The following is a 19441-nucleotide window of genomic DNA, read 5'->3' as shown; positions in this document are numbered from 1 at the left end:
CGCTCCTCCTACTTCTTCTTCCGCTTGCCGGCCGGTGAACCGCCGGCCGGCCTCGTCTTCGCCTTGCCCTTGCTCCCGGCCGGCGTCCCGTTCCGGGACTCTCCGGCTGTCGTCGTGCCCGGCGCCGCAGCGGAGTCCGAGGAGGTCACGGCCGCATCCGAGGGCCCCTCGTGGTCCGGCGTCTTGTCCGACGGCGCCGCCTGTGCGGTCGCGACCGGCTGACGTGGCGCGCCCTTGCGGCGGTCCTTGCGCTTGGGCTGGACCCGCTGACCACGCGGCTTCGGCTCGAGCACCTCGACGACCTCTTCGGGAACCGGTTCGCCGCGCTTGAGCGCCCTCTCCTTGGCCTTGCGCGCCTTTCGCTCCTGCATCTCCTTCTCGGCACGGGATCCGGGAGCCGGCATGCGCTTGATCGTGTAGTACTGCTGGCCCATCGACCACAGGTTCGTGACCGTCCAGTAGATCAGGACACCGACCGGGAAGTTCACGCCCGAGATCATGAAGATCACCGGCAGCATGTACAGCATGATCTTCTGGGTCTGTGCCATCGGGCCCTCAAGGGCCGCTGGCGGCATGTTCTTCATGGTGAGCTGACGCTGCGTGAAGAACGTGGTGGCCGACATCGCGATGATCAGCGCGGCGATGACGATCTTCGCGGTGACCGACGAGTCCTGCATGAAGATGTCGGACAGGTGGGCACCGAACAGCGTCGACTGTTCGATGTCGGACGCGACTTCCTGGGTGATCGGGGTGAGCGGGTCGGCCTCACCGGCGGCGATCGACTCCAGCCCGTTGAGCACGCTGAACAGCGCGAAGAAGATCGGGGACTGCAGCAGCAGCGGCATACAGGATGCGAACGGGTTGGTCCCGTGCTTCCGGTACAGCTCCATCGTCTCGCGGGTCATGGCCTCACGTGACGCGGGATCGGTCTTGCCCTTGTACTTCTTCTGCACGGCCTGCAGCTCCGGCTGCATCAGCTGCATCCCACGCGACGCCTTGATCTGCCTGAAGAACAGCGGGATCAGCAGGATACGCATCACGATCACCAGCATCACGATCGCCAGTACCCACGCGATGCCTGGGCCGTCGGGCAGTCCGAGGAACGTGAACAGCTCGTGCGAGCCGACCATGATCCAGGACACGCCTTGCTTCAGCCAGACCCAGAGGAAAAAGTCACCCATCGGTCTCAGTCACTCCTGATTTTGTTGCGGAAGTCGGGATGCCGGGGCCGCTTCCCGGCGAGCACGCACCACGACCGTCAACACTCGACGTGCATGGTCGCGACGGCACCGGCACGGCTCAGTGCCTGTGCTGCGCGGCGTGTGCGACGTCGTCATCCGGTGTCCGGCGACGGCGGTCGCGCGCAGGGGGGACATCGTCGACGCCGCCCAGACTCCACGGATTGCAGCGGAGCAAACGCCAGAGCGCGAGACCGAGCCCGCGGAGAGCGCCGTGACGGCGCAGCGCGATCACCGCGTACCGCGAGCATGAAGGGTAGTACTTGCAGGTCGGGCCACTCATCGGGGAGATGAAGGCCTGATACACACGGATCATCCCGACCAGTACGATGACCGGAATGTCCCCGAGACGACCGCCTGACGACTCGGGGCGGAGTGCCGCGAGCCTGAAGCCATCGGTCCAGGAGGTCATGCTCTCGTTCCGCCGTTCGTGGAATTCGTCGGCTCCGTCGCCGGACCACGCGTCCGGCCGACCGATCCGGCCGTCATCCGAAGCAACGGCTTTCCGGCACCATCGGTTCCCCGTGCGACCTTCCGCACCGCGCGGCTGAGGCACGCGCCGAGGTCGGCATCGAGGTCGGCGTACGAGGCGGTGGCCGACGGCGGCAGCGCCCGCACCACCAGGCGGGTTCCGCGTGGCAGTTCGCCGACGCGCCCCGCAGCCGACGCACGGATCCGCCGCTTGACCCGATTGCGGTGAACGGCGTTGCCGACCGCCTTGGAAACCACAAGACCGACCTGCGGCGGGTTCTCACCGCTTCCACCGGAGTCGGCGAGGAGGTGAACCACCAAGGTCGGTCGTCCCGCACGCGTGCCGCGGCGCACCGTCCGTTCGAAGTCGACGGAACGGCGCAGTCGGTGCGCCGCTGGCAGCACGATCAGGCGGAGAGCTTGGCGCGGCCCTTGGCGCGCCGGTTGGCGAGGATCGCGCGGCCCGCGCGGGTCCGCATGCGCAGACGGAAACCGTGCGTCTTGGCACGACGGCGGTTGTTCGGCTGGAAGGTCCGCTTGCTCACGAGGTACTCCTGAAGACGTCGGGAAGGGCACAACCTGTCCTCGACGAAACAAGTCGATGCAGGGGCGAGTGCCGATGCAGGGTTCGTTCGTCCGACCGATCGCGAGATCGTCCGGGCTGCCGACCCGGGCCCGGCCGCGCAGCCCGGCGGATCACCGGCAGCGGGCGCGCGAAAGTACCTGGAACGGCTGTCTGACGTTACGCTTCCCTGCGCCCTCCGGTCAAACGCGGCGGGCGTTGCACGGTGTCGTCCTGGCCACACGGGACGTCACAGGGCGCGGGAGGGTTCGTCGGGCCTCCCTCATAACGGCCGTCCACAGTATCCACAACCTGTGGACAACCGTGTGGACGGTGCCTCATCATGGCAGACTCCAGGAGTCCCCCACGCTACGAGATGAGATCGAGCGGACGGGCTCCCCAGCCCAGGTTCAGCGATAGTCCCGCACCCCTCGCGCGACCCGACCCGTTAGGAAAGACCGTGGCCGACCCGGACGACAACCTCGCCGATGTCTGGGCAAAAGTGCTGACCACGCTCGAGGCCCGTCCGGACATGAGCCCGCGGCAGCTCGCGTTCATCCGGCTCGCGAAGCCGATGGCGGTGGTCCACGACATGGTGTTCGTCGCTGTTCCTCACGAACAGACCCGCACCTACCTGGAGACCGCAGTCCGTGACGAGCTGTCCTCTGCCGTCTCCGAGGTGCTGGGACGGGACGTGCGCTTCGGCATCACCGTGGATCCGGAGCTGAGCAGTTCGTCGCTCGCCGGCCCCTCGCAGATCTCCCATGCCCCGACCAGCCTCACCGATGACGCACCCGAGCCTGCCGAGGCTCAGATGCCCGTCGCTCCGCAGCCCGCGCCGAAGCCCACCGGGGAACAGACCCGCCTCAACCCGAAGTACATCTTCGAGACCTTCGTCATCGGATCGTCCAACCGCTTCGCGCACGCCGCCGCGGTCGCGGTCGCGGAGGCGCCGGCGAAGGCCTACAACCCCCTCTTCATCTACGGGGACTCCGGACTGGGCAAGACCCACCTGCTTCATGCCATCGGGCACTACGTCCACAACCTCTACCCGCACATCCGCGTGCGGTACGTGAACTCTGAGGAGTTCACCAACGACTTCATCAACAGCATCGGCGAGGGCAAGGCTGGTTCGTTCCAGCGCCGGTACCGCGACGTCGACGTGCTCCTGATCGACGACATCCAGTTCCTGCAGGGCAAGGAACAGACGATGGAGGAGTTCTTCCACACGTTCAACGCCCTGCACAACGCGAACAAGCAGGTCGTCATCACGTCGGACGTCCCCCCCAAGCAGCTCAGCGGCTTCGAGGATCGACTCCGCTCGCGCTTCGAGTGGGGCTTGATCACCGATGTGCAGCCGCCCGACCTCGAGACCCGGATCGCGATCCTCCGCAAGAAGGCGGCATCCGAGCACCTCGACGTCCCCGACGAGGTGCTCTCCTACATCGGCTCGCGAATCTCTACGAACATCCGCGAACTCGAGGGGGCCCTGATCCGTGTCACCGCGTTCGCCAACCTCAACCGGCAGTCGGTCGACCTGACACTCGCCGAGATCGTCCTGAAGGACCTCATCACGGACGACGACGACACCGCGGAGATCACGCCGGCCGTGGTGATCGCACAGACCGCGGCGTACTTCGGGCTACCCATCGAGGACCTGTGCGGGACCTCGCGTTCCCGCGTACTTGTCACAGCACGTCAGATCGCCATGTATCTCTGCCGCGAGCTCACGGAGCTCTCTCTGCCGAAGATCGGCCAGCAGTTCGGTGGCCGGGACCACACGACCGTCATGCATGCGAACAAGAAGATCGCCGGGCAGATGGCCGAGCGTCGATCCACCTACAACCAGGTCACCGAACTCACCGCACGGATCAAACAGCAGCATCGCGTCTCCTGACAGTCGATCTGCTGTCCCCGGGCACTTGTCGTGGCCTTCCGCGTCGCCCCACCTCGTACGGCCGTGCACAGCCCTGTGTACGGCCCGTGGCCTGCGTCGATACAGCAGTCAAATGGCGCGGTCCACATCTCCACAGGGCTGTGGATTCAGGTGTGGATAACTTTGGCCCCGGTCAGCGACGCGGTCTCCACAGGTTTGTGCACATCTGGAGCCGCAGGATTCTGCCCCACTTCGCCTTTGTCCCCAGGGGTGTGGACAAGTTCTGTGGATAACCACGGTTCGCGGCACTAGGCGCCGGAACCCGGCTGTGGATGGAGCTGTGGAAGACATGTGGACAACCGCGCAAAACCTGTGGGCAACAGACCCTGAACTGGGGACGGCCTGTGGGCAAAAATCCGCGGTCCACATGTGCCCCTAGTTTTCCCACAGCTGCACCCACAGGCTGTCCACACCCGGAAACTAGCCCTGAAGTGCGGAAACGGCGGTTATCCCCAGTATCCACAACCCCTACTACGACGACTACTGATTTCTCAGGAGGGGAATGAGCACGCCTTCATCAGGCTGTTCGGCCCGAAGCGACGGTTCGAACATTAGTGCTAAGACCGTCGACCGGCAAGGACCCCGGGACGTCGACTCTCCCCGTCGTCAACGTCAGTGACCTCGCGTAGGCTCTGGCACGTACGGACCACGGTTCTGCGAGGGAGATGGAACGGGATGAAGTTCAGGGTCGAGCGTGACGTGCTGGCGGACGCCGTCACCTGGACAGCACGCACACTTCCCACGCGGCCTCCCGCACCAGTCCTCGCGGGCGTTCGCATGGAGGCGGATCCGGCCGGCGTGCTCAATCTCGCCAGCTTCGACTACGAGACCTCCGCCCGCTCCGAGCTTCCTGCAGAAGTCGCCGAGCCCGGCACGGTGCTTGTGTCCGGTCGGCTGCTGGCCGAGATCTCCCGCGCGCTGCCGAGCAAGCCCGTCGATGTCACGCTCGAAGGAAGCAAGGTCGTCCTCACCTGCGGTGCGAGCCGTTTCACGCTGTTGACGATGCCCGTCGAGGAGTATCCGGCGCTGCCGGCCATGCCGGACCTCAGCGGCACCGTTGCCGGGGAGGCGTTGACGGCAGCCGTCGCACAGGTGACGGTCGCGGCGAGCCGGGACGACACGCTCCCCCTCCTCACCGGTGTCCGGGTCGAGATCGAAGGCGAGAAGATCACGCTCCTGGCCACGGACCGATACCGGCTGGCCCTCCGGGAACTCACCTGGACGCCCGCTACTCCGGGCTTCTCCGCTGTCGCGCTGATCCGTGCTCGGACGCTGAACGACGTCGCCCGTTCCCTCGGAACGAGCGGTGGCGCGGTCAACGTCGGCCTGTCCACCGGGAACGGTGTCGATCTGGTCGGCTTCGAAGCCGGTGGCCGCCACACCACCTCGCAACTGGTCGACGGCGACTATCCGCCCGTCCGGCGGCTCTTCCCGGACAGCTCCCCGATCCATGCGGTCGTCGCCACCGCACCGCTCATCGACGCCGCAAAGCGCGTCAGCCTGGTGGCGGAGCGGAACACACCGATCCGCCTGTCGTTCAGCGAGGGCCAGGTCGTCCTCGATGCGGGCCAGGGAGACGATGCGCAGGCGTCCGAGGCACTCGAGGCGGTGCTCTCGGGCGAAGACATCGCGGTGGCGTTCAACCCTCAGTACCTGCTGGACGGACTTGGTGCCCTCGGCACGGACTTCGTCCGCCTCTCGTTCACCCACCCGAACAAGCCGGTCGAGTTCACCGGGCAGGACTCGCTCGACGGCGAGGACGACTCGACCTACCGTTACCTGCTGGTCCCGATCCGCTTCACGGGCTGAACCGGTCCTTGGGGTGTCCGGGTTGGGTGCGTGACCGCACGCGGAACCTCGTGTGAGCGGTGCCTGTGGAGAACTTTCTGGAGGAATACATGGTCAGCCACATCGGCCTGGTCGGTCTCGGCAAGATGGGCAACAACATGCGGGAGCGCCTCCGCCGCTCCGGTATCGAGGTCACCGGGTTCGACCCGCGGCCCGAGGTGTCGGATGTCGCCTCGCTCGCCGACCTCGTCGCGGGACTGCCGACCCCTCGGGTCGTGTGGGTCATGGTTCCGGCCGGACCCCCGACCCGGAGCGTGATCGACCAGTTGGGCGCTCTGCTCGCGGAGGGTGACGTCGTCGTCGAAGGCGGCAACTCGCACTACGTCGAGGATCAGGAACGCGCCGCAGAGCTGGCCGAACGTGGCATCGGCTACGTGGACTGCGGCGTCTCCGGCGGGATCTGGGGACTCGAGAACGGGTACGGCCTCATGTGCGGCGGCGAGACCGCGCATGTGCAGACGCTCATGCCGGTGTTCGACGCGCTGCGTCCCGAAGGCCCTCGGGAGGAGGGCTTCGTGCACGCGGGTACGGTCGGTGCCGGGCACTTCGCGAAGATGGTGCACAACGGGATCGAGTACGGCCTCATGCAGGCGTACGCGGAGGGCTACGAGCTTCTCGCCGCGAAGAAGGACGTCGTCACCGACGTGCACGGGACGATGAAGGCATGGCAGCGGGGCACCGTCGTGCGGTCGTGGCTGCTCGACCTGATGGTCAAGGCCCTTGAGGAGGATCCGGGCCTCTCCCACCTCGACGACTGGGTCGACGACTCCGGAGAAGGGCGCTGGACCATCGACGAGGGTGTGGACAACGCCGTTCCTCTGCCGGTGATCTCCGCCGCCTTGTTCGCGCGGTTCGCCTCGCGCCAGGAGTCGTCCCCGGCGATGCGCGCGGTAGCGGCGCTGCGGCAGCAGTTCGGCGGGCACACGGTGAAGAAGGCGGAGTAGACCGCTGTACGTCTCCCACCTGAGTCTCCTCGACTTCCGCTCCTACGCGAGCGTCGACGTGGAGCTCGAGCCCGGGGTCAACGCGTTCGTCGGGGCCAACGGTCAGGGCAAGACCAACCTCGTCGAGGCCGTCGGCTACGTCGCGACCCTGGGCTCGCACCGCGTCGCCACCGACACGCCGCTGGTTCGCGCGGGAGCGTCCCGGGCCGTGGTTCGCACCCGCATCGTGCGGGGTGACCGGGCGAGCACCATCGAGCTGGAGATCACGCAGGGCAAGGCCAATCGCGCACGGATCAACCGTGGTCAGCCGGGACGTGCGAGGGACGTGCTCGGCATCCTGCGGACCGTCCTCTTCGCGCCCGAGGACCTCGCCCTGGTCAAGGGCGACCCTGATGGCCGCCGGCGATTCCTCGACCAACTCGTCGTGCTGATGGTTCCGCGGTTCGCCGGGGTGTTCGCGGACTACGAGCGAGTGCTCAAGCAGCGGTCGGCACTGCTCAAGTCGGCCCGGGCGGTGCGCCGATCGGGCGGTACCGATCCGGCGGCGCTGGCGACCCTCGAGGTGTGGGACGGCCGTCTGGTGGAACTCGGCTCCGAGATCGTGTCCCTCCGGCTGCAGCTCGTGGAGGCGCTCCGCCCCGTGGTCGCCGCGGCCTACGAAGCTGTCAGCGAGGGCAAGGGAGAGGCGCGGATCGAGTACCGATCGTCGTCCACAGCGCCTGTGGATAACTTTCCGGTGAGGGGCGGGCCGGAGGGGCGCGAGCCGGCCGATCCGGCGCGGACACAGATGCCGTCCGGCGGGTTAACGGCCGAGGGTCTGGCGGTATCGGGGAGCCCACAGGGAGCGTCCGGTCCCGCAGGCGAGGACTCGGTGTCGACCGCGCACATCCGTGAGCGCATGACCGCCGCCCTGGCCGGTGCGCGGCAGCAGGAACTCGACCGGGGCGTGAGTCTCGTGGGTCCTCATCGTGACGATCTGTTGCTCGCTCTCGGTGGCCTGCCGGTGAAGGGGTACGCCAGCCACGGAGAGTCGTGGTCATTCGCGCTGGCCCTGAGATTGGCGTCGTTCTGGCTGCTAGGAGGCGCCGCGGAGCTGGAAACGCCACCGCCGTCGGCGCCCGCGTTCTGGGATCCCGACCATGGAACGGACGCCGATCCCGTCCTCATTCTCGACGATGTCTTCGCCGAGCTCGACACACGTCGGAGGGAACGGCTGGCGGAACTCGTCCTGCCGGCGCGGCAGGTTCTGGTGACCGCCGCGGTGCCCGAGGACGTGCCCACGAGTTTGAGCGGCGCGAGGTTTCACGTGGAACCAGGAAAGGTCACTCGTGAGTGACCAGGACGTGACCCACGGGCCAACAGGAGGCGCTGACGCAGCCCGCGACAGCGCCCAAAGTTATCCACAGAGCGCTGTGGATAACGCTGGCGCGACAGGCGACCGTGAAGGCCTTCGAGAGGCACCGATCACGCCACCGGAGGAGGTCGCGCGTGCGGCTCTCAACCGGGCCAAGGCAGCAGCCCGGGCGAAGGGACTCCGGCCGGGCTCTCCTGCGCGCAGATCCCCCCTTGCCGAGCCGCGGAAGGAAGCGCAGGGCCCGAACGCTCGAGACCCGCAGCTTCTCGGGTCGGTGGTCGGCAGGCTGCTGCGCGAGAAGGGCTGGACGCAGGACGTCTCGGTCGGCGGCGTCGTCGGCCGCTGGCGTGACGTCGTCGGGGATGACGTCGCCGAACACTGCACGCCGATCACCTTTGAGGACCGGGTACTGGTGGTGCGAGCCGATTCGACCGCGTGGGCGACACAGCTGCGGATGCTGGTGCCCGATCTGCTCCGGCGGATGGCGGAGGAGATCGGTGAGGGCGTGGTCGAGGAGGTCTCGGTACTGGGCCCCGCCGGCCCCGGATTCCGGCGAGGTCCGCGCTCGGTGCGCGGGCCCGGACCACGGGACACCTTCGGCTGACCGTGGTGCGGTCCCGCCGGGTCGCGACGCACGTCCGCACGCGGCCGGCCCGGGCCTCCTTGCGGGACGACAAGAGGGTCCCACCCTCAACGGGTGAGACCCTCCTGTCGGACAGCGGCCGCGAGCGGCCTGCGGTCAGTTCTTGGCCATCCGCCTACGGGCGATCACGAGCGCGACGCCACCGCCCACCAGGAGCAGGGCGAAGGCGGCCGCGCCGCCCACGGTGGCACCGGTGGCGGCGAGAACCGGGGGCTCCTCCTCGGCCGCCGGAGCGGACGGCTCGTCGGAGGGCTCGTCCTCGGCAGGCTCCGTGGGCGAAGGCTTCGGGGACGGGGTCTCCTCGCACTCCTCCTCGACCAGCAGGAGGTCGGCCGGGAAGAGCACCGAGCCATCGGCCTGCGGCATCCAGGACCCGAGGTCCTCGATCCACTGGTACTCGTCCGAGACGAGTGCGGCCACGACGCCCGCGTCGTTCTTCGAGTACGTCACCGCCTCGGAGTTCTCGGGCAGCACGACGTCGTCGATCGTCACGGCGCACCCGGCGACGACCTCCGGGGTGGCCGGCTGCGCGGTCTGCTTGGCCGGGGGCGTGGCACAGGCCTCGACGGTGCCCTCGTCGGTGTAGTCGAAACGGTCGTCGTCGTGCGCGTCGATGGAGACCGACCAGGTGTGGGCGACCGTGTCGTCCTCGAACGGGTAGTGCTCGACGAAGTCGACCCAGTCGTAGAAGTCGCCGGGCAGGACGGTCGACTCGACGACCTCGCCGTCGATGACGACCTCGACGTCGGTGCCGCCCCTGTACGACTTGAAGTCGACGTAGAGGCCGGTGCAGTCGGCGGTGGCGTTGGGAATGTGGGCGGAAGCGGCGGGGGCCATGGCGACCATCCCACCAAGGGCGACGGCGGTGAGAGCACCGCCGGCGAGGAACTTCTTCACGGTGTCATCCTTCGAAGTTGCGAACATTGCGCTGGGGGGCGCTGACGGGGGTCGTGTCGGATTAGACCAGAAACCCGACAAAAAGCGAAATAGTTCCCCGCGCCCCATTCATTGGTGACCAGAGCCCTACCGAGACATGGTGCGGGCGAGCCGAAGCCTCGGACGTCGCTGTCGGCCGAGCCGGGAAGTGGAGGGTCGAGTCTCTCGCCGAGCAATGGACGTGCCATCTTCGAGTACCAAAGGCTAAAATCCGCCTCCCATGGCCGGTAACCGCATGCTGTCACGCTCGTCCGCGACACCTCGAAGACCCTGTGGAGGTTGCCCACAAGCGGCATGGAATCCGGAGTTTTCCGCGTCCTGGCGGTAGACTGACAGGGACAATCACGCCGGGTCAGGACCACTCCTCCAACCCGGCGTGCGCCTGAAAGACGAGGAGCTATCCCGCCCGTGACAGAGCGAATCGACGGCGGCTACGACGCCGGGAACATCACCGTCCTGGAAGGTCTTGAGGCCGTTCGCAAGCGACCGGGCATGTATATCGGCTCAACCGGTGAGCGTGGGCTTCACCACTTGGTCTACGAGATCGTCGACAACGCTGTCGACGAAGCCCTCGCAGGCCACGCCACCACGATCGACGTCACTTTGATGGCCGACGGCGGCGTACGGGTCGTGGACGACGGCCGCGGCATCCCCGTGGCGATGCATCCCACCGAGGGGAAGCCCACGCTCGAGGTGGTCATGACCATCCTTCACGCGGGCGGCAAGTTCGGCGGCGGTGGGTATGCGGTGTCCGGTGGCCTGCACGGCGTCGGTATGTCGGTGGTCAACGCCCTGAGCACTCGCTTCGTCTCGGAGGTGATCCGCGACGGCTACCACTGGCGCCAGGAGTACCGCGACGGCGGTGAACCCACCAGCGAGGTCCAGAGGCTCGAGCCGATGGCCGACGGCGAGAACACCGGGACCATTCAGACGTTCTGGGCCGACGACTCGATCTTCGAGACCACGGAGTACGACTTCGAGACCCTGAGGACCCGCTTCCAGCAGACGGCCTTCCTCAACAAGGGCCTGCAGATCACGCTGACCGACGAGCGCGCCGGCCACGCCGGGAACGACGACGAGGTCACCGGCCAGATCCCGCAGGTGACCCCCGAGATGCTCGCCGAGGGCGACGTCGCCGGCACGATCACCACCACGGACGGCGACCCGGCCGCCGGTGGGCCCGGTGCCGAGGGCGACCGTGGCCCGGCGTCGAACACTCGTCCCGGCGCCCGGACGGTCACGTACAAGTACGACGGCGGCCTGGTCGACTACGTGGCCCACATCAACTCGGCGAAGAAGGTGGACCTGGTCCACGCCGAGGTCGTCGCCTTCGAAGCGGAGGACGACGGGCGGAACATCTCCGCGGAGATCGCGATGCAGTGGACGAGCGCGTACAGCGAGTCCGTGCACACATTCGCCAACATGATCTCGACGCCGGAGGGCGGCACCCACGAGGAGGGGTTCCGGACCGCGCTGACCAGCCTCGTCAACACGTACGCACGCGACAAGGCGATCCTCAAGGAGAAGGACGACAACCTCACGGGGGACGACATCCGCGAGGGTCTCACCGCGGTCATCTCCATGAAGTTGAGCGAACCGCAGTTCGAGGGACAGACCAAGGCGAAGCTCGGGAACACCGAGGCGAAGACCTTCGTCCAGCGGGTCGTGCGCGAGCAGCTCACCGACTGGTTCGACGCCCATCCGGGCGAGGCCAAGGACATCATCCGCAAGGCGATCCAGGCGAGCCAGGCGCGGATCGCGGCGCGCAAGGCGCGTGAGGCCACACGGCGCAAGGGGATTCTGAGCAGCGGGGGTATGCCCGGCAAGCTGAAGGACTGCCAGTCACGACGTCCTGAGGAATGCGAGGTCTACGTCGTCGAGGGCGACTCGGCGGGTGGATCCGCAGTGCGCGGGCGCAACCCGCACAACCAGGCGATCCTCCCCATCCGCGGCAAGATCCTCAACGTCGAGCGCGCACGACTGGACAAGGCGCTGTCGAACCAGGAGGTGCAGGCGCTGATCACGGCGTTCGGCACCGGGATCGGTGAGGACTTCGACATCGCCAAGCTGCGCTATCACAAGATCGTGCTGATGGCTGATGCCGACGTCGACGGACAGCACATCTGCACGCTGCTGCTCACCCTGTTGTTCCGGTACATGCGCCCGCTGATCGAGCACGGTCACGTCTACCTCGCGCAGCCGCCGCTGTACCGGCTGAAGTGGTCGAACGCGCCGCACGACTACGTCTACTCGGACCGTGAGCGGGACGCGTTCCTCGAGGCCGGCCTGGCCCAGGGCAGGCGCATCCCCAAGGAGAACGGGATCCAGCGGTACAAGGGTCTGGGCGAGATGGACTACCACGAGCTGTGGGACACCACGATGGACCCGGAGAACCGCACCCTGCTGCAGGTGACGATGGACGACGCCGCCGCGGCGGACGAGATCTTCGCGGTGCTCATGGGCGAGGACGTCGAGTCGCGCCGGAGCTTCATCCAGCGCAACGCCAAGGACGTGCGGTTCCTCGACATCTGAGCGAGCTCGCGAACCCCGCACGATGTCGCCAGAGGCGTCGCAGGGAGTGAGCGCGCGGCCCGGGCACCACGCAACGAGGTACCGGGGAGACGACAGCACGCCGTCGGACGGCGTGGGAAGGAAGAGACGTGACGGACGAGACCCCCGGCGTGGAGGACCTCCCCGACGGCGTTGGTGACGCCGCGTTGGCCGTGCACCACGGCCGTGTCGAACAGGTGGACCTGCAGCTCGAGATGCAGCGCAGCTACCTCGACTACGCGATGAGCGTGATCGTCGGGCGTGCCCTGCCGGACGTGCGGGACGGGCTCAAGCCCGTGCACCGCCGGGTGCTGTACGCGATGTACGACGGTGGTTACCGGCCGGATCGATCGTTCAGCAAGTGTTCCCGCGTGGTGGGCGACGTGATGGGTAAGTACCACCCGCACGGCGACACGGCGATCTACGACACCCTGGTTCGCCTCGTGCAGGACTGGGTGCTGCGCTATCCGTTGGTCGCGGGCCAGGGAAACTTCGGTTCTCCCGGTAACGACCCAGCGGCCGCCCCTCGATACACCGAGTGCCGGATGGCGCCCCTCGCGCTCGAGATGGTGCGCGACATCGAGAAGAACACCGTCGATTTCCAGGACAACTACGACGGCCGGACCCGCGAGCCGACCGTCCTTCCGTCGCGCTTCCCGAACCTGCTGGTCAACGGTTCCGCCGGAATCGCCGTCGGCATGGCCACGAACATCCCGCCGCACAACTTGCGCGAGGTGGCAGACGGCGCCAAGTGGTATCTCGACAACCCCGACGCCTCGCGAGAGGAACTGCTGGAAGCGCTGATGCAGCGCATCAAGGGCCCCGACTTCCCGACCGGTGCGCAGATCCTCGGGCACAAGGGGATCGAGGAGGCGTACCGCACGGGCCGTGGGTCCATCACGATGCGCGCGGTCGTGAACGTCGAGGAGATCCAGAACCGGATCTGCCTGGTCATCACCGAGCTGCCGTACATGGTGAACCCGGACAACCTCGCCGCGAAGATCGCGGACATGGTCAACGACGGGCGTATCCAGGGCATCGCCGACATCCGTGACGAGACCTCGGGCCGAACCGGCCAGCGCCTCGTCATCGTGCTCAAGCGTGACGCCGTCGCCAAGGTCGTGCTGAACAACCTGTACAAGCACACCCAGCTGCAGGAGAACTTCAGCGCGAACATGTTGGCGCTGGTCGACGACGTCCCGCGGACGCTCAGCCTGGACGCGTTCATCCGGCACTGGGTGACGCACCAGATCGAGGTCGTGCGGCGGCGCACGGAGTTCCTGCTCAAGGAGGCCGAGGAGCAGATCCACATCTACGTGGGTTACCTCAAGGCCCTCGACGCGCTCGACGAGGTGATCGCTCTCATCCGCCGCTCCCCCGACGTGGACGAGGCGCGCACCGGTCTGATGGAACTGCTCGGCGTCGACGAGGTCCAGGCCAATGCGATCCTGGCGATGCAGCTCCGCCGGCTCGCGGCACTCGAACGGCAGAAGATCCTCGACGAGCACGCGAAGCTCGAAGCGGTGATCAGCGACTACCGGGACATCCTTGCTCGGCCCGAGCGGCAGCGATCGATCGTCGGCGAGGAGCTCGACGAGATCGTCGGCCGTTACGGCGACGAGCGCCGGACCACCATTCTTCCGCACCTCGGAGACATGTCCGTCGAGGATCTGATCCCCGAGGAGGAGATGGTCGTCACCATCACGCGCGGCGGGTACGCCAAGCGCACCCGCAGCGACAACTACCGCCAGCAGAAGCGGGGTGGCAAGGGCGTGCGCGGGACGCAGCTGCGCGAGGACGACATCGTCGACCACTTCTTCGTGACGACAACGCACCACTGGCTGCTCTTCTTCACCAACCTGGGCCGCGTCTACCGCGCGAAGGGCTATGAACTGCCCGAGGGAGGGCGGGACTCGAAGGGGCAGCACGTCGCCAATCTGATGGCGTTCCAGCCCGGGGAACACATCGCGCAGGTCCTCGACATCCCGGACTACGATGCGGCGGACTACCTGGTGCTGGCGACGCGCCGGGGCGTCGTGAAGAAGACCCGCCTCCAGGAGTACAACTCTCCCCGCTCCGGCGGACTCATCGCGATCAACCTGCGCGAGGACGAGGAAGGCCGCCCTGACGAGCTGGTCGCCGCACGGCTCGTGAACGGTGACGACGATCTCATCCTCGTGTCGCGCAAGGGGCAGTCGATCCGGTTCCACGCCTCCGACGACACGATCCGGCCGCTCGGCAGAGCGACCTCCGGCGTGACCGGCATGAAGTTCCGGGATGAGGACGAACTCCTCGCAGCACAGGTCGTCACACCGGGGACCGATCTGTTCGTGGTGACCGAGGGTGGCTTCGCCAAGCGCACCCGGATCGACGAGTACCGCGTGCAGGGACGCGGTGGTCTGGGCATCAAGGTGGCGAACTTGGTCGAGGCACGCGGAGACCTTGTGGGGGCGCTGGTCACGGACGCGGATGACGAGGTCCTCGTCATCATGGAACGTGGCAAGATCGTGCGGTCCGCAGTCGCGGAGGTGAACCTGACCGGGAGGAACACGCAGGGAGTAACCTTCGCGAAGCCGGACAAGGGCGATCGGATCATCGCTGTGGCGCGGAACGCGGAACGCAACCTCGAGCAGGAGGACGGCGAGCCGGAGGAGGGTCCCGCGGGGCCGTCGAACGGCGAGAACGGTGTGGACGGCGTTACCGTGGACGGTGAGGTACCCGGCCCCGACGACGTTTCGAGCACCCCCCAGCATGAGAGCACCGGACGCGAGGACAGCTGATGACAAGCGGCAACGACACCGGACAGGGCACCGGATCGGCGACGACGAAGCTCGACGACGAACTCGAGGAGAGCCAGGTCCAGGAGGGCGTCTCGCCGGGAACCAAGTCCTCGGGTGACGCCGCTGAGACGGAGTCGACCGATACGTCGGCCGAGACCACGGAGAGCGACCCGCCGGCCGGCGCGTCGGCCACGGACGACGGTGACGCCGTCGGGGAGCCTGCAGGAGAAACGGTGACGGAGCGGATCGCGGACAAGGTGGAGCCTGTGTCGGCTCCGGACTCCTCGGCCCAGGTGCCCGCGGAGGGAAGCGCGTCACCGACCCGGCCCGAGGCGGCGGAGTCGAAGCCGATCCCCTCCGGCCTCTGGCGTTCGGCCTACGAGGCGGGCGCGGGGGCGCCCTCGTCCCGCTATACGACGGGCTCCCGTGGCGAATCCAACGGTACGCCGGAGAACGGGGGATCGTCGCTCGGGTCGGCGATCGGCAAGGCGTCCGCGCCGACGGGTCACGAAGCCGACGACGTCGAGGAGACGACCAAGCCGCGGGTGGTGTCCCGCGAGGCGCTGCCTCCGACCCCGCCCGCCCCACCGAGTCCCGCCAACCCGCCGAACGAGGCATGGCAGCGAGTGTCCGCGCCGAGTTCTCACGAGGCAGCCACCGGCGAGCCGAGTACGGCCACGGCGGCGAACGGCACCGCGCGGCAGAACGACGGCGGTGACGACACCGCGGCGGCCGTCAAGCAGGGCGCGGTGAAGGCAGCGCAGGCGGCGCTGGCGGCCGCGCGGAACGCGGCGAAGAAGGTTTCCCCGGCCCGGCCGGAGGCGCCCGCCGCGGCGCAGGCCGAGCCGCAGCCTGTCCCGCCGGTACCCCCGGAGATGCACTACACCGCCGGCGCGGTACGGGGTTCGGCGTCGGCCCCCGTCGAGGAGACGGTGCCCGTCGGCGCGGGCGGCCGGCCCGAGGACGACACCGCGCCGGGCCCGGCACCTGGTGTGGCGCCCCGGCCGAGTGCCGGTCCGCGTCGCGTGCGGCTGGCGATCTCTCGCATCGACCCGTGGTCGGTCATGAAGCTGGCGTTCCTGCTGTCCGTCGCGATCGCGATCATGACCGTCGTCGCGACCGTGGTGTTCTGGTCGGTGATCGACAGCCTGGGTGTGTTCGACAACGTCCAGACCTTCGTGACGGATGCCATCGGTGAGGAGACGAACTTCAACGTCATGCAGTACGTCGAGTTCGAACGAGTGGTGTCGCTCGCGACGCTCGTGGCGATCTGCAACGTCGTCCTGCTCACGGCGCTGGCCACCATCATGACGTTCCTCTACAACATCACGGCGGCCCTCGTGGGCGGCGTGCACATGACGCTCACCGACGACTGAGTCCTCGGTACCAGGCGGCGCTCCTCGCATGACGAGGAGCGCCGCCGTCGTCTCCGGCGAACGTCACACCAGGAAGTTGGCCGGATCCACGATTTCGGTTTGGGGCAGAGCCGCTCGCTGGGGTAATGTCTGGGTGCTGCCAGAGAGCGCCTGCCCGTGAGGGAGGAGTTCCTGGGGAGAGCTGGGGCTATAGCTCAGGCGGTTAGAGCGCATCGCTGATAACGATGAGGTCCGAGGTTCAAGTCCTCGTAGCCCCACCCTCGAAGGACCCCGTTCGACCAGGCGTCTCACGCCAGGATCGGACGGGGTTCTTGCTTCTCGGACGGCCGGTTCCCACAGCTCGTGTCCCGGGCCGTCGTCGCGGTGCCCCAGGCGGCTGAGTCGGCCGTCGTCGCCCAGGGATCGGGGTGCGTTCGACGACGTGGTCAGCGTGAACGACGGAGCCGCCATGTCGACCTCTCGGATCCCGGCTGGTCACAGGTACCGGATTCACCCCCGGAGGAGTACGGGATATCCAGTAGGTTCTGGGACCTATTCTCGCTCTAGACGGGTGACAAGGCAGTAAGCCTTACTTATCGTGGGACGGCGTGCCGGGCAAAGGCGTCTCTGCACGCGGGGCAACGTAGCTCCACTTGCCGACGAACCGAGGAGGTTCAGATGTCATCGTCCCGGAAACTGATCGGAACTCTCGCCGCAGTCACATGCCTGCTCGTTCCCTGGGCAACCGCAGCACAGGGCGCGCCCGAGAGCGGGGCACGGGCGGAGGCGGTCGCGGCCGTGCCCGACACCATCCCTCTGACCATCACCAACAACTCGGATCGCGGGGACCAGGTCTTCCTCTACGTCCTCGGCGAGCGCAACGGCGACATGGGGTACGCCGACGCGTCCGGCACGTTCCACCCCTGGCCGGACGCGGGCTCCGTGCCCGAGCCGGCGCCCGATGCGTCGATCCCCGGTCCCGCACGAGGGCAGTCCACGACGATCCAGATGCCGAAGCTGTCCGGACGCGTCTACTTCAGCTACGGCACCAAGATGACGTTCCAGATCGTGCTGGACGGGCGTCTGGTGCAGCCCGCGGTGCAGAACCCGAACGACCCCAACCGAGACATCATGTTCAGCTGGACCGAGTACACGCTGAACGACTCCGGGCTGTGGATCAACAGCACCCAGGTCGACTTCTTCTCGGCGCCGTACCAGACCGGCCTGCGGACGTCGAGCGGCGAGATCCTGCACACCGGAATGCTCAAGCCGGACGGCTTCTCCAACGTGGTGGCCGCACTCGACTCCACCCCAGGATGGGACGGTCTGAAGCAGACGGCCCCGGACGGGTCGGTGCTTCGCGTGCTGTCGCCAGGTCATGGGATCGGTACCGGCCAGATCTCCCCCGATGTGATCACCTCGTACGTCGACGACGTGTGGGAGCGCTACCGCAGCAGGACGATGACGGTCGTCCCGTACGGTTTTGCTCCGGACACCAAGTTCTACGGGAATGTCTCGGGCGACACCATGAGGTTCACCGACGGCAACGGCGCCTTCGTGACGAGCTTCAACAAGCCGTCGGCGGAGTCGATCTTCGGGTGCGCGGGCGACCTGTTCGCGCCGAACGACGACGTCGGCGCCATCGCGCGGACCCTGTGCGCGGGGTTCCACCGCTCGACCCTCCTTCTCGGTGACGTCCACCCCGGCCCGTCGTCGGACACGTTCTACGAGGACGGACGAACGAACTACTACGGGAAGTACATCCACGAGCAGATGGCCGACGGCAAGGCCTACGCCTTCGCGTTCGACGACGTCGAGAACCAGGAGTCGCTGGTGCACGACGGCAACCCGACCGAGGCGTTCATGCAACTGGACCCGTTCGCCGGTGCCGCCACACCGATCGGCGGGGACGAGAACGACGGCGGTGACGACGACACACCGCCCGACACCGCCCTTCCGGAAGGAACCGGCACGGTGCTCGCCGACAACGGCATGTGCATGGACGTGCCGTGGGCGGACGCGTCGGACGGCAACCCGATCCAGATCGTGCACTGCAGCGGCAATGCCGCCCAGACCTGGACCCGCTCCGGCGGAACGATCTCAGCACTCGGCAAGTGCCTCGACGTCGCCGGGGGCGGCACCGGCGACGGCACCGCGGTCCACCTGTGGACCTGCAACGGCACCGGCGCGCAGGAGTGGACCTACGACGCCGGGGCGCAGCACCTGGTGAACCCGCAGTCAGGCAAGTGTCTCGCGGTGATCGACGGAGCGTTGCAGGACGGGCAGAAGCTCGAGATCCGCTCCTGTGGCGGTAGCGCCGCGCAGTCCTGGCGGTTCGGCGCGTCCTGAGATCCGTGAGCGTGGCGGGCCGGGCGCCCCGATTCCGGTCCGCCACGCCAGGGAGCCCTTCACCGCGTTCCGACTGGTCGTTGCGGCGCGGAATGTGGGATTGTGGAACGCACGAGGACCGGAGACGTCGGTCCGTCGTTCTGACCACGGAGGAACTCGTGAAGAAGTTGCTCGTCCTGATTCTGGCTGCCGGCGCCGGGTACGTCCTGTGGCGCAAGCTCAACGAGGACGCCGAGGGGCGGGATCTCTGGTCCGAGGTCACCGACACCGTCGAGTAGTATGTGCGGGGCGTCGATCCGGCGTCGCGTGCGGGGCCATGGCGCAATTGGTAGCGCACCTGCTTTGCAAGCAGGGGGTTAGGGGTTCGAGTCCCCTTGGCTCCACAGAAGGGACCTGCGGCGAACCGTCACCGCAGGTCCCTCTTTCATGCCGATCGGCGTCAGCGGATCACGTAGATGTGACTTGCCGCCGTCGT

General features: G+C 67.5%; 15 protein-coding genes and 2 tRNA genes. 12 read left to right on the top strand and 5 right to left on the bottom strand.

Annotated features, from left to right (window positions below; all coding sequences use genetic code 11):
- Positions 1–8: 8 nt before the first annotated feature.
- From yidC to rpmH, 4 genes are all read right to left on the bottom strand, one after another.
- The gene (yidC, locus tag J0911_RS04300; RefSeq protein WP_207274226.1) at positions 9–1181 is read right to left on the bottom strand and encodes a membrane protein insertase YidC; all 1173 of its coding nucleotides are present in this window, start codon (positions 1179–1181) and stop codon (positions 9–11) included.
- A gap of 118 nt (positions 1182–1299) precedes the next feature.
- Positions 1300–1554 carry a membrane protein insertion efficiency factor YidD gene (gene yidD, locus J0911_RS04295; RefSeq protein ID WP_242636286.1) on the bottom strand — a complete coding sequence of 85 codons (255 nt, stop codon included), beginning with the start codon at positions 1552–1554 and terminating at the stop codon, positions 1300–1302.
- Between the two features lie 92 nt (positions 1555–1646).
- Complete coding sequence (rnpA, locus tag J0911_RS04290) at positions 1647–2114, bottom strand: ribonuclease P protein component (RefSeq protein ID WP_207274224.1); 468 nt, start codon at positions 2112–2114, stop codon at positions 1647–1649.
- Between the two features lie 2 nt (positions 2115–2116).
- Positions 2117–2254 carry a 50S ribosomal protein L34 gene (rpmH, locus tag J0911_RS04285; protein WP_068270888.1) on the bottom strand — a complete coding sequence of 46 codons (138 nt, stop codon included), beginning with the start codon at positions 2252–2254 and terminating at the stop codon, positions 2117–2119.
- Between the two features lie 477 nt (positions 2255–2731).
- Between rpmH and dnaA the strand changes: the two genes are divergently transcribed.
- The 5 genes from dnaA (at position 2732) to J0911_RS20155 (ending at position 8957) form a co-directional block, all read left to right on the top strand.
- A complete protein-coding gene (dnaA, locus tag J0911_RS04280; protein WP_207274223.1) occupies positions 2732–4168 on the top strand; it encodes a chromosomal replication initiator protein DnaA in 1437 nt (478 codons plus the stop codon).
- Positions 4169–4882: 714 nt separating this feature from the next.
- The gene (gene dnaN, locus J0911_RS04275; RefSeq protein WP_207274222.1) at positions 4883–6016 is read left to right on the top strand and encodes a DNA polymerase III subunit beta; all 1134 of its coding nucleotides are present in this window, start codon (positions 4883–4885) and stop codon (positions 6014–6016) included.
- 89 nt (positions 6017–6105) lie between these two features.
- Entirely contained in the window at positions 6106–6999 is an 894-nt protein-coding gene (gene gnd / locus J0911_RS04270) for a phosphogluconate dehydrogenase (NAD(+)-dependent, decarboxylating) (protein WP_207274221.1), read from the top strand.
- Positions 7000–7003: 4 nt separating this feature from the next.
- Positions 7004–8335, top strand: coding sequence for a DNA replication/repair protein RecF (gene recF / locus J0911_RS04265; RefSeq protein WP_207274267.1), 1332 nt, complete (start codon positions 7004–7006; stop codon positions 8333–8335).
- 292 nt (positions 8336–8627) lie between these two features.
- Positions 8628–8957 carry a DciA family protein gene (locus tag J0911_RS20155; protein ID WP_307864906.1) on the top strand — a complete coding sequence of 110 codons (330 nt, stop codon included), beginning with the start codon at positions 8628–8630 and terminating at the stop codon, positions 8955–8957.
- A gap of 135 nt (positions 8958–9092) precedes the next feature.
- Here the strand turns inward: J0911_RS20155 and J0911_RS04255 are convergent, their stop codons facing one another.
- The gene (locus tag J0911_RS04255; protein ID WP_207274220.1) at positions 9093–9893 is read right to left on the bottom strand and encodes a hypothetical protein; all 801 of its coding nucleotides are present in this window, start codon (positions 9891–9893) and stop codon (positions 9093–9095) included.
- 447 nt (positions 9894–10340) lie between these two features.
- Here J0911_RS04255 and gyrB point away from each other — a divergent pair, with 447 nt between their 5' ends.
- From gyrB to J0911_RS04225, 7 genes are all read left to right on the top strand, one after another.
- Positions 10341–12464: a DNA topoisomerase (ATP-hydrolyzing) subunit B gene (gene gyrB / locus J0911_RS04250; protein WP_207274219.1), complete on the top strand. Its 2124-nt coding sequence runs from the start codon at positions 10341–10343 to the stop codon at positions 12462–12464.
- 128 nt (positions 12465–12592) lie between these two features.
- Positions 12593–15262 carry a DNA gyrase subunit A gene (gyrA, locus tag J0911_RS04245; protein ID WP_207274218.1) on the top strand — a complete coding sequence of 890 codons (2670 nt, stop codon included), beginning with the start codon at positions 12593–12595 and terminating at the stop codon, positions 15260–15262.
- Positions 15262–16638, top strand: a complete 1377-nt coding sequence (locus J0911_RS20150; RefSeq protein ID WP_242636274.1) for a DUF3566 domain-containing protein — start codon at positions 15262–15264, stop codon at positions 16636–16638. The genes gyrA and J0911_RS20150 overlap by 1 nt, the downstream gene beginning before the upstream one ends.
- 183 nt (positions 16639–16821) lie before the next feature.
- Positions 16822–16895 (top strand) — tRNA-Ile (locus J0911_RS04235).
- A gap of 400 nt (positions 16896–17295) precedes the next feature.
- On the top strand, positions 17296–18966 hold the full coding sequence (locus J0911_RS04230) for a beta-1,3-glucanase family protein (protein WP_207274217.1): 1671 nt from the start codon (positions 17296–17298) through the stop codon (positions 18964–18966).
- Between the two features lie 158 nt (positions 18967–19124).
- Positions 19125–19244 carry a DLW-39 family protein gene (locus J0911_RS20145; RefSeq protein ID WP_211341653.1) on the top strand — a complete coding sequence of 40 codons (120 nt, stop codon included), beginning with the start codon at positions 19125–19127 and terminating at the stop codon, positions 19242–19244.
- Between the two features lie 32 nt (positions 19245–19276).
- Positions 19277–19349, top strand: a tRNA-Ala gene (locus tag J0911_RS04225).
- Positions 19350–19441: the final 92 nt, after the last annotated feature.

Source organism: Myceligenerans salitolerans, from assembly GCF_017349295.1.
Classification (GTDB): Bacteria; Actinomycetota; Actinomycetes; order Actinomycetales; family Cellulomonadaceae; genus Myceligenerans; species Myceligenerans salitolerans.
Note: the sequence above shows the minus strand (reverse complement) of the source record. Positions and strands in the feature narration are given on the sequence as shown.

Excerpts from the sequence above, each read along its gene's own strand:
- yidC (WP_207274226.1), bottom strand. The coding sequence starts at position 1,181 with ATGGGTGACTTTTTCCTCTGGGTCTGGCTGAAGCAAGGCGTGTCCTGG.
- yidD (WP_242636286.1), bottom strand. The coding sequence starts at position 1,554 with ATGATCCGTGTGTATCAGGCCTTCATCTCCCCGATGAGTGGCCCGACC.
- dnaN (WP_207274222.1), top strand. The coding sequence starts at position 4,883 with ATGAAGTTCAGGGTCGAGCGTGACGTGCTGGCGGACGCCGTCACCTGG.
- gnd (WP_207274221.1), top strand. The coding sequence starts at position 6,106 with ATGGTCAGCCACATCGGCCTGGTCGGTCTCGGCAAGATGGGCAACAAC.
- J0911_RS20150 (WP_242636274.1), top strand. The coding sequence starts at position 15,262 with ATGACAAGCGGCAACGACACCGGACAGGGCACCGGATCGGCGACGACG.
- J0911_RS04230 (WP_207274217.1), top strand. The coding sequence starts at position 17,296 with ATGTCATCGTCCCGGAAACTGATCGGAACTCTCGCCGCAGTCACATGC.